The 13,621-nt window shown below is 71.6% G+C and carries 13 protein-coding genes; 7 read left to right on the plus strand and 6 right to left on the minus strand.

Annotated features, from left to right (window positions below):
• Nucleotides 1–141: 141 nt before the first annotated feature.
• The 4 genes from L3078_RS41205 to L3078_RS41220 all read left to right on the plus strand — a co-directional run bounded on the left by L3078_RS41205 (nucleotide 142) and on the right by L3078_RS41220 (nucleotide 5,540).
• Nucleotides 142–2,385: a glycoside hydrolase family 9 protein gene (locus L3078_RS41205; protein WP_239759322.1), complete on the plus strand. Its 2,244-nt coding sequence runs from the start codon at nucleotides 142–144 to the stop codon at nucleotides 2,383–2,385.
• Between the two features lie 131 nt (nucleotides 2,386–2,516).
• Nucleotides 2,517–2,762: a hypothetical protein gene (locus L3078_RS41210; RefSeq protein ID WP_239759323.1), complete on the plus strand. Its 246-nt coding sequence runs from the start codon at nucleotides 2,517–2,519 to the stop codon at nucleotides 2,760–2,762.
• Nucleotides 2,763–2,765: 3 nt separating this feature from the next.
• Complete coding sequence (locus L3078_RS41215) at nucleotides 2,766–3,143, plus strand: toxin Doc (RefSeq protein WP_192360676.1); 378 nt, start codon at nucleotides 2,766–2,768, stop codon at nucleotides 3,141–3,143.
• Nucleotides 3,144–3,695: 552 nt separating this feature from the next.
• A complete protein-coding gene (locus L3078_RS41220) occupies nucleotides 3,696–5,540 on the plus strand; it encodes an RICIN domain-containing protein (RefSeq protein WP_239759324.1) in 1,845 nt (614 codons plus the stop codon).
• A gap of 215 nt (nucleotides 5,541–5,755) precedes the next feature.
• Here the strand turns inward: L3078_RS41220 and L3078_RS41225 are convergent, their stop codons facing one another.
• Nucleotides 5,756–6,925 (minus strand): lactate 2-monooxygenase, encoded by a 1,170-nt coding sequence (locus L3078_RS41225; RefSeq protein WP_239759325.1) that lies wholly within the window; start codon nucleotides 6,923–6,925, stop codon nucleotides 5,756–5,758.
• Between the two features lie 188 nt (nucleotides 6,926–7,113).
• A complete protein-coding gene (locus L3078_RS41230; protein WP_239759326.1) occupies nucleotides 7,114–7,884 on the minus strand; it encodes a carbonic anhydrase in 771 nt (256 codons plus the stop codon).
• A gap of 565 nt (nucleotides 7,885–8,449) precedes the next feature.
• On the opposite strand from L3078_RS41230, the gene L3078_RS41235 reads away from it, so the two are divergent.
• Nucleotides 8,450–8,884, plus strand: coding sequence for a protease inhibitor (locus tag L3078_RS41235; RefSeq protein ID WP_239759327.1), 435 nt, complete (start codon nucleotides 8,450–8,452; stop codon nucleotides 8,882–8,884).
• Between the two features lie 194 nt (nucleotides 8,885–9,078).
• Here the strand turns inward: L3078_RS41235 and L3078_RS41240 are convergent, their stop codons facing one another.
• The 4 genes from L3078_RS41240 to L3078_RS41255 all read right to left on the minus strand — a co-directional run bounded on the left by L3078_RS41240 (nucleotide 9,079) and on the right by L3078_RS41255 (nucleotide 11,298).
• On the minus strand, nucleotides 9,079–9,270 hold the full coding sequence (locus L3078_RS41240; protein ID WP_239760690.1) for a hypothetical protein: 192 nt from the start codon (nucleotides 9,268–9,270) through the stop codon (nucleotides 9,079–9,081).
• Nucleotides 9,271–9,368: 98 nt separating this feature from the next.
• Nucleotides 9,369–9,830, minus strand: a complete 462-nt coding sequence (locus tag L3078_RS41245) for an STAS domain-containing protein (protein ID WP_239759328.1) — start codon at nucleotides 9,828–9,830, stop codon at nucleotides 9,369–9,371.
• A 180-nt stretch (nucleotides 9,831–10,010) separates the two neighbouring features.
• The gene (locus L3078_RS41250; RefSeq protein WP_239759329.1) at nucleotides 10,011–10,214 is read right to left on the minus strand and encodes a hypothetical protein; all 204 of its coding nucleotides are present in this window, start codon (nucleotides 10,212–10,214) and stop codon (nucleotides 10,011–10,013) included.
• Between the two features lie 61 nt (nucleotides 10,215–10,275).
• Entirely contained in the window at nucleotides 10,276–11,298 is a 1,023-nt protein-coding gene (locus L3078_RS41255; RefSeq protein WP_239759330.1) for a Ppx/GppA family phosphatase, read from the minus strand.
• Between the two features lie 185 nt (nucleotides 11,299–11,483).
• Here L3078_RS41255 and L3078_RS41260 point away from each other — a divergent pair, with 185 nt between their 5' ends.
• Nucleotides 11,484–12,038, plus strand: coding sequence for a GNAT family N-acetyltransferase (locus L3078_RS41260; RefSeq protein ID WP_239759331.1), 555 nt, complete (start codon nucleotides 11,484–11,486; stop codon nucleotides 12,036–12,038).
• Between the two features lie 83 nt (nucleotides 12,039–12,121).
• Entirely contained in the window at nucleotides 12,122–13,615 is a 1,494-nt protein-coding gene (locus tag L3078_RS41265; protein ID WP_239759332.1) for an ABC transporter substrate-binding protein, read from the plus strand.
• Nucleotides 13,616–13,621 lie beyond the last annotated feature (6 nt).

A 13,621-nucleotide genomic window follows, 5' to 3' on the forward strand; every position in this document is an offset into this window, starting at 1 on the left:
GACCGTTGACGAGCTGTCATGTCTCTAACAGCATGGCCATCGTCCGCATCTGGGAGCGCTCCCACACCCTGTTCCCGTACCCGCGCCACCCGGCACCACCCGTCACCGACTGCGCCCCCACCTCCCCCGAGGAGCCCAGACGTGAAACGACGCAGAACCACCCTGCTCGCCCTGACGACCCTCCTCGCGGCCGCGCTCACCGCGCTGCCCACCGGCCCGGCCCAGGCCGAGGAGGTCGAACAGGTCAAGAACGGCACCTTCGACACCACCACCGCCCCCTGGTGGACGACCGGCAACGTCACCGCCGGCCTCACCGGCGGCCGGCTCTGCGCCGAGATCCCCGGCGGCACCACCAACCGCTGGGACGCCGCCGTCGGCCAGAACGACATCACCCTGGTCAAGGGCGAGTCGTACCGCTTCAGCTTCTCCGCCTCCGGCACGCCCCAGGGCAACGTCCTGCGGGCCATCGTCGGCCTGTCGGTGGCCCCGTACGACACCTACTTCGAGGTCAGCCCGCAGCTGAACGTCTCGGGCGACTCCTACACGTACACCTTCACCTCGCCCGTCGACGCCACCCAGGCCCAGGTCGGCTTCCAAGTGGGCGGCAACGCGAACCCGTTCACCTTCTGCATGGACGACGTCTCCCTGCTCGGCGGGGTGCCGCCGGAGGTCTACGAGCCCGACACCGGGCCCCGGGTGCGGGTCAACCAGGTCGCCTATCTGCCCGCCGGGCCGAAGAACGCCACCCTGGTGACCGACGCGACGGAGCGGCTGCCCTGGCAGCTGAAGAAGGCCTCGGGTGCCGTCGTCGCCCACGGGCGGAGCACCCCGCGCGGCCTCGACGCCTCCTCCGGGCAGAACGTCCACTCGATCGACTTCGGCGCGTACCGGGGGCGCGGCACCGGCTTCACCCTGGTCGTCGACGGCCAGACCAGCCGCCCCTTCGACATCGACCCGGCCGCCTACGAACGCCTGCGCCTGGACTCGCTGAAGTACTACTACACCCAGCGCAGCGGCACCCCGATCAGCGACGACCTGCGTCCCGGCTACGGCCGCGCCGCCGGCCATGTCGACGTGGCGCCCAACCAGGGCGACGGGAACGTGCCCTGCCAGCCCGGCGTCTGCGACTACCGGCTCGACGTCACCGGCGGCTGGTACGACGCCGGCGACCACGGCAAGTACGTCGTCAACGGCGGCATCTCCACCTGGGAGGTGCTGAGCACCTACGAACGCGCGCTGCACGCCCGTACCGGCAAGGCGGGCAAGCTCGGCGACGGCTCGCTGAACATCCCCGAGAGCGGCAACAAGGTGCCCGACCTGCTGGACGAGGTCCGCTGGGAGCTGGACTTCCTGCTGAAGATGCAGGTGCCGCAGGGCAAGCCGCTCGCGGGCATGGCCCACCACAAGATCCACGACGAGCAGTGGACCGGTCTGCCGCTGATGCCCGCCGACGACCCGCAGAAGCGCGAACTGCACCCGCCGAGCACGGCGGCGACCCTCAACCTGGCGGCGACGGCCGCCCAGGCGGCCCGCCTGTACCGCCCCTACGACCGGGCCTTCGCCGCGAAGGCCCTCACCGCGGCCCGCACCGCGTGGGCGGCGGCCCTGGAACACCCGGCCGTGTACGCCTCCGAGAGCGACGGCATCGGCGGGGGCGCCTACGCCGACAACAACGTCACCGACGAGTTCTACTGGGCGGCCGCCCAGTTGTACCTGACCACCGGCGAGAAGGCCTTCCAGGACCACGTCCTCGCCTCACCCGTGCACACCGCCGACATCTTCGGACCCATCGGCTTCGACTGGGCCCGCACGGCCGCCGCGGGCCGCCTCGACCTCGCGACCGTGCCGAACAAGCTGCCCGGCCGCGACAAGGTCCGCCAGTCCGTGGTCAAGGCCGCCGACCGCTACCTGGCCACGCTGAAGGCCCACCCGTACGGCATGCCGTACGCGCCCGACAACAACCTCTACGACTGGGGCTCCAACCACCAGATCCTCAACAACGCGGTCGTCGTCGCCACGGCCTACGACATCAGCGGGGCGTCCAAGTACCGGGAGGGCGCGCTCCAGAGCATGGACTACCTCTTCGGCCGCAACGCCCTCAACATCTCCTACGTCACCGGCTACGGCGAGGTCGACGCCCGCAATCAGCACGCCCGTTGGTACGCCCACCAGCTCGACCCGGACCAGCCCAACCCGCCGGCCGGCACCCTCGCGGGCGGCCCCAACTCCTCCATCCAGGACCCCTACGCGCAGAGCAAACTCCAGGGCTGCGTCGGCCAGTTCTGCTACATCGACGACATCCAGTCCTGGTCGACCAACGAGCACACGATCAACTGGAACGCGGCCCTGGCCCGTATGGCCTCGTTCGTCGCGGACCAGACCTGACACCCCACCTCACCTCGCACGTGTGCGGCCGATGCCCTCCGGGGCGTCGGCCGCCTTGCGTCGGTACCGCCTTACCATGGCCTTGACCTGCGATTATTTACGGGTAAGTACCCTCGCGGTACCGTGGGCGCATGCCAGCTCTGAATGTGGAGTTCAGCGACCGCGAGCTAGAGGACCTGCGGCAGATGGCCAGGGAACGCGGTACGTCCATGAAGGCGCTCGTGCGCGAGGCGGCCGCGGCCGACATCGTGCGGCACCGGGCGCTGAAGGAGGGCGCGGAGGCGTTCCGGGAGTTCTTCACCGCGCACGCCGACGAGTTCGCCGCCGCCTTCCCGGACGACGAACCCGCCGCCAAGGCGGGGGGACGGGCCGTCTGACCGATGGCTCCCGTCATCCACATCGACGTGCCGTGGCTGCTCCAGCGACACGAAGAGGTCATGCCCGAGCAGCCCACCGTCAGCGACTTCTCGGCGCTCGTCGCCGCCGTGGCCCGGCATCGCGTCGACCCGCCGCGCCTCGGCGTCGACTCCGACCCGGCCTGGCGGGCCGCCGCACTGCTGCACACCCTCGCCCTGCTCAAGCCCCTGCCGGCCGCCAACGCCCGTTTCGCCTGCGCCACGGCCGTGGCCTACATGTTCGTCAGCGGCGTCGGGATCGACCCGCCCTACGGGGCCCTCGTGGATCTCGCGCGTGACCTGATCTCCGGGAAGACCGATGTCTACGGGGCGGCGGACCGGCTGAGGTCCTGGCAGATCTGAGCGGGCCGGGGAGAGCGGTCCCACCCCGGGGCCGCCGACCGAGGGCGGGAGGATCAAGGTCGGCGGCCCGTTTCGCGCGGGAGAGCCGCCGTTCCGCGCGGGGCCTTCCGAGGTGGCCGGCCCCAGTGAACAACGAACCGTCGGCGCGGCGGGAGCGTACGCGGGCGACCGGGGTGTGCGTACGGTTCACACGGGGTGCTTGAAGCCTTGAAGATTTCGGGAACCGGAAGGGTTCGTTCTGCGAAGCGGAACCATTCGTACCGGTCATCTGACCTGCTTTTAGTGATGCGGATGTTGCACAAGTGCCTTGTTAGCCATGAGTAACTTGTGCAAGGGTGAACGTCCTGCGCAGGGGCAATGGCCCGGCCGGAAAGGCCATTTGGCTTTCTCCGGTCCCCGAAGGGCCCAAAAGGCTCAAGGAACACGGCCATCGTGCGGCCCGGTCCCCGGCCGTTTTCCCGGCGCCCGCCAAAAAGGTACGCACCAATCCAGGGCCCTTTTCGGCGGTCACAACTCCGTGTGCCATCTTGTGCCTTGGAAGGAACCCGCTCTGTGCACACCCCCCACCCTCCCCGCCCCACTTTTCCGCCCGCGCCCGGCCCGGTGCCCGGAGAGTCCGACGAGACTCTCGCCGCCCGGCTGAGGGGATGGCCGGAGGGCGGCGGTACCGGCGACCCCGTCGCCCTGCTGATGGCACGGCACTGGCAGCCGACCTATGACTACGCGGCCATCTGTCTCGCCACCCAGTCGCAGGTCGCCTCGATGGTCACCGCGACCGCCTTCCACCGGGTGCTCGACGGGCTGATGCGGGGCGAGTCGGGTGTCGCCCTGCGGCCCCGGCTGCTGGTGGCCGCGCGCGACACCGTCAAGGAGTGGTCCGCGGAAGGGGGCGTCTCCGGTGTGCTGCCGGATCTGCGCAAGCCCGCCGGAGGGCGGGGCATGCGCGCGGCGAAGTCCATGACGCCGGAAAACCGCAAGCTCGTCGAGCGCTCATTCCAGGCCCTCCCCGCGGTCGCCCAGTGCCTGCTGTGGCACACCGAAGTAGAAGCCGAAACGATAACCATACCCACCGGTCTGCTGGGGCTGGACGCCGACAGCGCGGTCGCCACCCTGGAGCAGGCACGGGACAAATTCCGTGAGGGCTGTGTCCGCGCCCACCGGGAACTCGCGCCGTCCAAGGATTGCCGCTTCTACAACCGTCTGCTGGACGTGCCCATTCGCCGCGGCGGCGCGCTGCTGCCGGACGTCCAGCAGCATCTGTTGGAGTGCCGCTACTGCCGTTACGCGGCCGAGCAACTCAGCCATTTCGAGGGCGGACTCGGCGGGGTCATCGCCGAAGCCGTACTCGGCTGGGGCGCCCGGCGCTATCTCGACTCCCGGCCCGGCCGGCTGCCGCAGAAGGGCACGTCGAGACGTCCGGGGAGCGGCGGACGCCACCGACTGCTCTCCCAGATCCCCGCGCAGCGCCGCCGGATCACCTCCGGCGCACGCAACCCCCGGGCCCTGCTCACCGTCGGCGTGTCCTCGGGCGCGCTGCTGGCGGCCATCCTGGGTGCCGCGTTCCTCTCGGACGACGGCAGCGGCGCCGACCCCACCGCCTCCACCAGCGCCACCGGGGGCGTCGCCACGGCGCCGGACACCGGCAACGAGGCCACCAGGGGCAGCGCTTCGCCGACCCCGCCGGCCTCGGCCGGTCGGCCCACGGCACCCCAGCAGACCCGGCTGCGCAACCAGGCCGCCGACCTGTGCCTCGACATCGCCGGCGGCAAGGCCGTGAAGGGCGCCTCGACGGAACTCGCCGTGTGCGACTCGGGCTGGACCCAGAAGTGGTCCTACGAGGAGGACGGCCTGCTGCGCAGCGTCGCCAACCCCGAACTGTGCCTGGACTCCCAGGTGGACGCCGGGGTCGTGGTCCTCGGCAGCTGCGCGGGCGAACACTCCAAGCGCAGCGACGACGTCCGCTACGACTTCACCGTCCAGGGCGAGTTGCTGCCCCGGTGGGGCGAAGGGCTCGCCATGGCCCCCATCGAATCGGAGACCAAGTCGGACATCGTCGTCAAGGTCCGGGACAACTCCACCAAGCAGCGCTGGCTCACCGACGGGGTGACCGCGAGCCCCGAGTCCCTCTCCGTCTCCGGCTCCGAGGCGCCCACGCCCGAGACCGAGCCGGTCTCCGAGGAACCGGAGGCGGACGACGCGCCCCCGGCGCCGGACCCGAAGAAGTCCGGCACACCGACGCCGAACGCCAAGTCGGAGGCCGAGGCCGGGCAGGGCGGGTCGGTCCTGTCGGTGGACGACGACGGGGAAGCGCGCGGCACGGAGTCGGTGCCCCTGACACCGTTGACGCCGCTCACTTCGGTGGACGTACCGGCTGTGCTGGCGGGCCTCGGGTTGTAGGGGTGAGGAGAGGCCGTCGTTCGGGTGCGGGTGCGTGGGGCTTCTCGCGCAGTTCCCCGCGCCCCTGAAAACAAAAAGCACGGGGCGCAGCCCCTGCTTTTTGAGGGGCGCGGGGAACTGCGCGACCAGCCCCCACCGGAGGGACGTGTGGGGGTCGAAGGGGCGCAGCCCCTTATGGATGGGACGGGTAGGGGCGGCGGGGGCGCGAACCCGCGTCAGGAACCCCCACCCACCAGACTGCCGCCCCCCACGGACCCCGGCCCCCGATGCCCGGCCAACGCCAACGTGAGATCCAACTCGGCGAGCAGACAACGAACGACGTGCTCCACCCCCGCCTGCCCGTCCAGCGCCAACCCGTACACATACGGCCGCCCCACCAGCACGGCCTCCGCCCCGAGCGCCAACGCCTTGAACACGTCATCACCCGTCCGCACCCCACTGTCGAAGAGCACCGTCAGCCGATCACCCACCGCCCGGGCCACCCCCGGCAGCGCGTCCGCCGCCCCCACACCCCCCGCCACCTGCCGCCCACCGTGGTTGGACACGACCACCCCGTCCATCCCCGCGTCCGCGGCGAGCCGCGCGTCGTCCGGGTGCAGCACCCCCTTCAACACGATCGGCCCGTCCCAGTGTTCACGCAGGAACGCCAGGTCGGGCCAGGTCTTCCCGGGGTCGCCGAACATCCCCGCGAAGTGCAGCACGGCCGCGTTCGGATCCTCGTGGACCGGCTTGGCGAGGCCCGCCCGGAACGCCGGGTCGGTGAAGTAGTTGGCGGTGCCGACGCCGTGCAGGAACGGCAGGTACGCCCGCTCCAGATCACGGGGCCGCCAACCGAGCAACGGCGTGTCGAGGGTGACGACGAGCACGGAGTACCCGGTGGCCTTCGCCCGCTCCAGGAAGCTCCGGGTGACCTCACGGTCCTTCGCCCAGTACAGCTGGAACCAGCGCTCCGCGTCCCCCATGGCCTCCGCGACCTGCTCCATGGGTGTGCTGGACGCCGAGGACAGGATGTACGGCACGCCCTGCGCGGCGGCGGCCCGCGCCGCCGCCGGCTCCGCCTCCGGGTGCACGATCGACAGCACGCCCACCGGGGCGAGGGCCACCGGTGCCGGCAGCGACCGGCCCAACACCTCGACGGACAGGTCGCGTTCGCTCACGTCCCGCAGCAGCCGGGGGACGATACGGTGCCGGTCCAGCGCGTCCCGGTTGGCGCGGGCCGTACTGCCGTTCCCCGCGCTGCCCGCCACGTAGCCGACCGGACCGGCGCCGAGCCGGTGCTCGGCCAGCTCCTCCAGCCGGGTCAGGTCGGTGGGCAGCCGGGGTACGGCTCCGCCCATCCCGCCCAGGTAGATCTCGTACTGGAAGTCCGCCCAGTGCTTCGCCATCCGCCCGCCCTGCCCCTCACCGTCGAGAACGCCCCACAACGCCGACGATCCTGACGACTCACAGGCCCACCGTCCACCGCACAGCACACGGTTTAGCGAAAGCGGGGGAGCCTGGAGCCCGGAGCGGTGGGCGTGCGTGGCCCAGGGCGGTGTGGGCGTCCTGGGCCACGCCGCCCCCGCGGTGGCGGTCAGGCGGAAGGGGCTCCCGTGAGCGTCTCCACGCGGCCGGTGTCGAGTGAGTAGTAGGCGCTGACCACGCTCAGGTCGCCCTTCTTCACCAGGGGAGCGAGGGAGGCGTTGGAGCGCAGGTCGGCGGCGGTCCGGTTGGCGTGGGCGCGGATCATCGCGTCGACGGGGTCGGCGTGCTTGGCCTTGGCGATGTCCTGGTAGGCGGGGCGCAGGGCCTCGACGATCGACTGCAGGTTGCCCGGCAGGTCCTCGTCGTCCTTGATCGCCTTGTACGCCGCCTTGATGGCCCCGCAGTTCTGGTGCCCCAGCACGACGATGAGCGGGGACCCGGCGGTGAGGGGCCCGTACTCGACGGAGCCGACGACCACCGGCTGCACGACCTGCCCACCGGTGCGTATCACGAACAGGTCGCCTATGCCGGTGTCGAAGACGAGCTCCGGCGGCACGCGGGAGTCGATGCAGGAGACGATCACGCCGTAGGGCTTCTGCTCGGGCGCGACCGCCGCGCGCCGGGCGGGGTCCTGGTCGGGGTGCCGCAGCTTGCCGCTCACCCACCGCTTGTTGCCGTCCAGCAGCCTGGCGTACGCCGTCCGCGCGGAGTCGGGGCGCGGAGCGGCCTTGGGGGAGGACGACGCGGCTCCCATGTTCGCCGCCTTCGCCGTGTCGGCACCCTCGGCCTTCGACGAACAGGCGGTGAGCAAGGCCGCGGAAGCCGCCGCGAGTCCTCCGGTGAGAATGGCCCTGCGCTGTGGCCGCACAGCGTCACCCATGTGTCTGCCCCTTACGTTCCTGAGCGGAATCCGCCCGGGAAGTCGGGAAGCGGGGGTACGCCGTGACCGGCTCTCTGCTCCCCGTTCTCCCAGGTGGAGTTGGTGATTCCACCCTCGCGGGAGGCCGGTTAGCGGCCGTCCAGCACTCATGCAGCGCAGGGCAAGCGCGCGTCCAAATCACACGGTGTGGCAGGGCGGATCCGCTCGGCCGAACAGCCGGGGCGCACCGCACCACTTTCGGTCGCGCCGGGGCCGTTCGGGCGGTCGTCGCGCGTCGAAGCGGAATGTTTCAGGCCGATTGCCCAGCCGTGGAGATCCGGCCATTCATGATCATGGGGCGATCGCGAACCGCTCAGAATCGGGGTTTGCATGTTCGAATTCTGTGACTTCGAGCCACTGATTCAACACTCAAAGTTACCGAAACCCGTGGGGTCGATGTGTGTTCCGCCCCGGGACCCGGCAGACTCGCGCTCGCCGAACCGGCACCGTCCGGACCGACTTCGTACACGCGACCGATGTGGCGGAGCCGTCCGGGCAACACCCGCAGAGCGGAAGGATGCACACCATGCCGAAGACCGCGCGCCTGGCAGCGACTCTCACCCTGACGGCCGCCACCGTCTGCGGTCCCCTCGCGGGGCCCGCGCTCGCGGCCCCCGAGCCCGCGGCGAAGGGGCTGTACGCCCCGTCGGCCCTGGTGCTGACCGTGGGCCACGGCGAGACCTCGGCCACCGTCACACCCGAGCGGGCGGTCACCCTGAGCTGCGCGCCGAAGCCCGCCGGCACCCATCCGGCACCCGTCGACGCCTGCGCCGAACTCCGCGACAGCGGCGGCGACTTCGAGGCCCTGAGCGGCAGCGTCGGGGTGATGTGCACCAAGCAGTACGACCCGGTGATCGTCACCGTGCACGGTGTCTGGGAGGGCAAGCGCGTCGCGTACGAGCGCACCTTCGCCAACGAGTGTCTGAAGGACTCCGCCGCGAGCGTTCTCTACTCCTTCTGACCTCCCGTACGACACGGCCGCCGGACGGCGGCCGGAAGACCGGGGGTCGCGTGGCCCCGTGAGTGATGAGCGAGGGCCCGTGGCTGGGGAGCGCGAGCCCTGTCGCGGTGTGTCACGCGATCCCCGTCCGGGGGCCGGCCGAAGCGGAGTGGGGCCGCGGGCCGGCCCCCGGCATCATGCCGGGGCCCGGTGGGTCACTCGGAGGTGACGGCCCAGCGGCCGACCTGCTGGTGACCCGAGTCGTACAGGGGCTGTCCGTCCCCGGGGCCGATCTCGCAGTGCCGGAGGTTGCCGCCCCAGTAGCGCAGGATGCGCTCCAACTCCTGGACGGTGGTGCCCTCGTCCCAGTCCGTGCTGTCCAGGTCGACTTCGAGAAGGAACTTCACTTCGCGCGTCTCCACTTCTGTGTCCTTCGGATTCCGCGCCGGTGTCCGCCGGAACGGTGTGTGCCTGCCGCAGGTCCTTCAATCGTTTCATTGAACTGCTACTTGAGACTTGGCCGTTGCGGAGGTGGAGGCGGCGGGGGCGGGGGAGACGCGGGCGGGAAGTCGGGTAACGGCGGGAAGCGGCCCAGCAGTCCGGCGGCGCGCAGCAGTCGGTGTATCCGGGGCTGGTCGGAGACGAGACGGAGTCGCCCGCCGCGCGACCTGGCCGTGGCCTCCGCTCTGCACAGCACGCGCAGCCCCGAGCAGTCGAAGAAGGCGACGTGACGCAGGTCCACGAGCACGTCCGGTGGGGCCGCCCCGGTGGCGGCGGCCGTCAGATGCTCGGCGAGGGACCCGGCCGACGCCAGGTCGATCTCGCCCGAGACCTCGATGACGACGAAGGGCCCCACCTGACGGGTGCGGGCGTACGGGTTGGCCACCACGGACCCGGACCCGTATCCGGACTCGGGGGCCGTGTCCCCGGGGCGGGGGGCGGCGCGGTCATGGGCATCCGGACTCATGGCGGCTCCACCTTGTCAGGGGTAGGGCGCATCGGATCCGGTTAGCTACCCCGGCGCGGAGCAGGCCATCCCTTTCGCGCCCCGGCGCAAGATCTACGACACTCGAAAAGGTGAATTGCCGCCCCGTGCATTGACTTTTCGGCAACGTGCCGCCCGCCCCCCCCGGGGGTTCCAGGCGCTCTAGTCGTGGTGGGACTCCTCCTGGGCCCGCTCATTGGGCGTGATCGCGTCGCCCGCCTCGCCGTCATGACGGCGAGGCTTCCTGGAGTCGGTGACGTCCGTCTCGGCCCGCTCCGCCTCGCGCAGGACCTCGTCGAGGGCGGTGTCGGGCTTGTCGTCCGAGCTGTGCTTGTCCTTCGGGTTCCTCTTGTCCTGGTGAGCCATGGGGAGGCTCCTTCCTGTGAGGTGAGGTGAGGTGGAGTCAGGGGGCGGGTCGGCCGGGCGGTCAGCGGGCCGGTGCCGCGATCCGCAGCGGCACCGCGCCCGGCGTGCTCGCACCGGCCGACCCAGGGGCTTCGACGTCCCGGGTCACCTCCGACCACCACGCCGGGCCGTCCTCGATGTGCCGCAGCAGGACGCCCTCGCGGATCGCCCAGGGGCAGATCGTCACGCTCTTCAGGCCGGAGAGCTTCATCGTGGTGTGCCCGACCAGCGCCCCGGCGAGACTCTGTGTCGCCCGGGGCGCGGAGATGCCCGGCAGGGCGGCCCGCTGGGCCGCGGGCAGGGCGGCGAGACGGGCGATGGCCCGGCCGAGGTCCGCGCACCGCAACTCCCGTTCCACGAAGGGCCCATGGCGGCCCGGCGCGGATCCGCACAGCCGGGAGAGCTGCTGGAACGTGCGCGAGGTGGCGACGGCCGTGCGCGGCCCCTCCCACCGGATGCGCGCCGAGACGTCCCGGAGTTGATGCCGGACCTTGCGGCGCAGCGCCTTGATGCTCTCCATCGACGGCGGGTCCTGCCCCTGGAAGAACTCGTGCGTCAGCCGGTTGGCGCCCAGCGGCAGCGAGGCCACGAAGTCCGGCAGCCGTCCCCGCCCGAAGGCCACCTCCAGCGAGCCGCCCCCGATGTCCAGCAGGGCCAGCGGCCCCGACCGCCAGCCCATCCACCGCCGCGCCCCGAGGAAGGTGAGCTCCGCCTCCACCTCGCCGGGCAGGGTGCAGATCAGGACACCGGTCTCCGCGCGCACGGTGCGCAGCACCTCCCGGCAGTTGGGCGCCGACCGCACCACGGCGGTCGCGAACGCCAGTGGTGTCGACGCCCCCCATCTCTCCGCCGTCCGCGCCGCCGCCGTGACCGCCTGGCACAACCGCTCCACGGCCTCGTCGGGCACATCGCCCCCGGGCGGCACCTGTTCGGACAGCCGCAGGCGCCACTTGGCGGTGTGCACCGGCAGCGGCACACCCCCCTCGGCGTCCGCCACCACCAGCCGTACGGTGTTCGATCCCACATCCACCACGCTCATCCGCATGACCTCCGGAGTACCCGGTCGTCGCCTCAACACGCGTGTCCCGTACGGCGGCCGGGGGCGCACCGTCGTATCCAGGCCGACCGCGCGCCGCGGAGCACCACCCCGCCTCGGAGCACCACCCCACCCAGGGGCGGCGATCCGAACCCCTGATCGGAATGATCAGACTTATTGCATATGATGTGCAGGTGCAGCACTACGACATCAGAGTGGCAGGGCCCGAGGACCTCGACGGCGCGCGGACGGTGATGCTCGACACCGTCTACCGGGACTTCGGGACGGGCTATGTGCCGCGCTGGCACGGCGACATCATCGATCTGCGGAGCGCGTACGTCGTCCCGGACCGCCATGTGCTCCTGGTCGCGGTCGACGAGCGGGACGGCGCGGTCGTCGCCACGGGCGCGTTGGACTCCCGGGGGCCCGCGCATCCGCCCAACCCCCGTTGGCTGGCCGAGCGTTACCCGTCCGGGGAGACCGCCCAGCTGCGTCGCGTGTACGTCCGCTCCGAGCATCGACGGCGTGGGCTGGCCCGGCGACTGGTCGCCGCGCTGCTGGACTTCGCGGCGGCCGACGGCGGTTACCGCTCCGTGTACCTGCACACCGACCCCGGGGTGCCCGGCGCCGAGGGCTTCTGGCGTTCGCAGGGGGTGGCCGTGTGCGACGAGCGCGAGACGACCGGGGAGCGCGTGGTGCACTTCGAGGTCCCGGTGCCCGCGATGGTCGCCCCCTCGCCGATTACATGAAAATCATTCTCATGTAGGCTGCGTCGCGCTCCACCCCCTCGTTCCGTCCACGCCGCCCCGTCCCCCACAGAGAACCAAGGACCATGCGCACTCCCCGCCGCCGTCGCGCCGCCGCCGGCCTGCTCCTCGCCCCCCTGCTGACCGGCTGCTTCGCCTCGGACGGAGGGACCACCGACGACGCCTCCGGCGACGGTTCCCGACTGCGCGTGGCCCTCGCCTTCCCGCCCGCCGAGAACTTCTCGCCGTACGGCGCCGACGCGACCCTCCTCAGCCGGCTCGGCGTCACCGAAGGCCTGACCAAGCTGGACGCCAACGGCGTCCCGGCCCCCGCGCTCGCCGAGTCCTGGACCCGCGAGAACGACCGGAACTGGCTCTTCTCCCTGCGCGAGGCCACCTTCCAGGACGGCACCGAGGTCACCCCGGTCACCGTCGCCACCGCCCTCACCCGCGCCGGTGAGGCCGAACCGGTCACCGCCGCGCTCTCCGGCATCAGCCTCACCGCGAAGGCCGAGGGCGACCGCCAGGTGCGCGTCACCACCGAGGACCCGGACCCCGCCCTGCCGCTCAGGCTCACCAGCCCCGGCCTCGCGATCCTGTCCGCCAAGGCCTACGGCGGCAAGCGCGTGAACCCGGTCGGCACGGCCACCGGCCCGTTCGAGCTCACCAAGGTCACCGGCACCACCGCGGCCACCCTGGACCGCTTCGAGGAGTACTGGGGCGGGCGCGCCCAGGCGAGCGGCATCGACGCCAAGTTCATAGCCGACGGCTCCGCGCGCACCAACGCGCTGCGCACCGACCAGGTCGACATCGCCGAGGCCGTCCCCGTGTCGCAGGCCTCCACCCTAGACAAGGCCACCCGCCGCGAGACGGCCACCACCCGCACCACCAGCCTCCTGCTCAACACGAAGACCGGCGCCTTCAAGGACCCGAAACTGCGGGCCGCCGCCCGCGAGGCCGTTGACGGCTCCGTCCTCGCCAAGGACGTGTACGAGGGCCATGCGGACGCCGGGGTCGGCATCTTCGGCCCCGCCGTGACCTGGGCCGCCGGCAAGCGCGTCGCACCGGCCGGCCGCGCGAAGGCCGCCGACCCCGACGGCACCGCCGTCACCATCGCCACCTACGACAACCGGCCCGAGCTGCCCGAGGTCGCCCAGGTGCTGCAACAGCAGCTCAGGGAGGCCGGGTTCGAGGTGAAGCTGGAGGTCCGCGAGTACTCGCGGCTGGAGAGCGACGCCCTCGCCGGCAAGTTCGACGCCTTCGTCGGCGCCCGCAACTCCCTGCTCGACACCGGCGACCCCGTCACCATCCTGGCCAGCGACTTCACCTGCGACGGCAGCTACAACCTCGCCCTGCTCTGCGACAAGAAGGTCGACCGGGCCGTCGCCGCCGCCGAGAAGGAGTCCGACACCGCCAAGCGGCAGCAGGCGGCGATGAACGCCGAGGCGGCGATCCTCGCTACCGACGCCACCGTCCCGCTCGTCCACCAGCGGATCATCACCGGCGTCAGCACCTCCGTACGGGGCGTGATCCTCGACCCGTACGAGCGCACGCTGGTCGGAACGGGGACCCGGCGCTGATACGGG

It is taken from the genome of Streptomyces deccanensis, assembly GCF_022385335.1.
In the GTDB taxonomy this organism is placed as follows: domain Bacteria; phylum Actinomycetota; class Actinomycetes; order Streptomycetales; family Streptomycetaceae; genus Streptomyces; species Streptomyces deccanensis.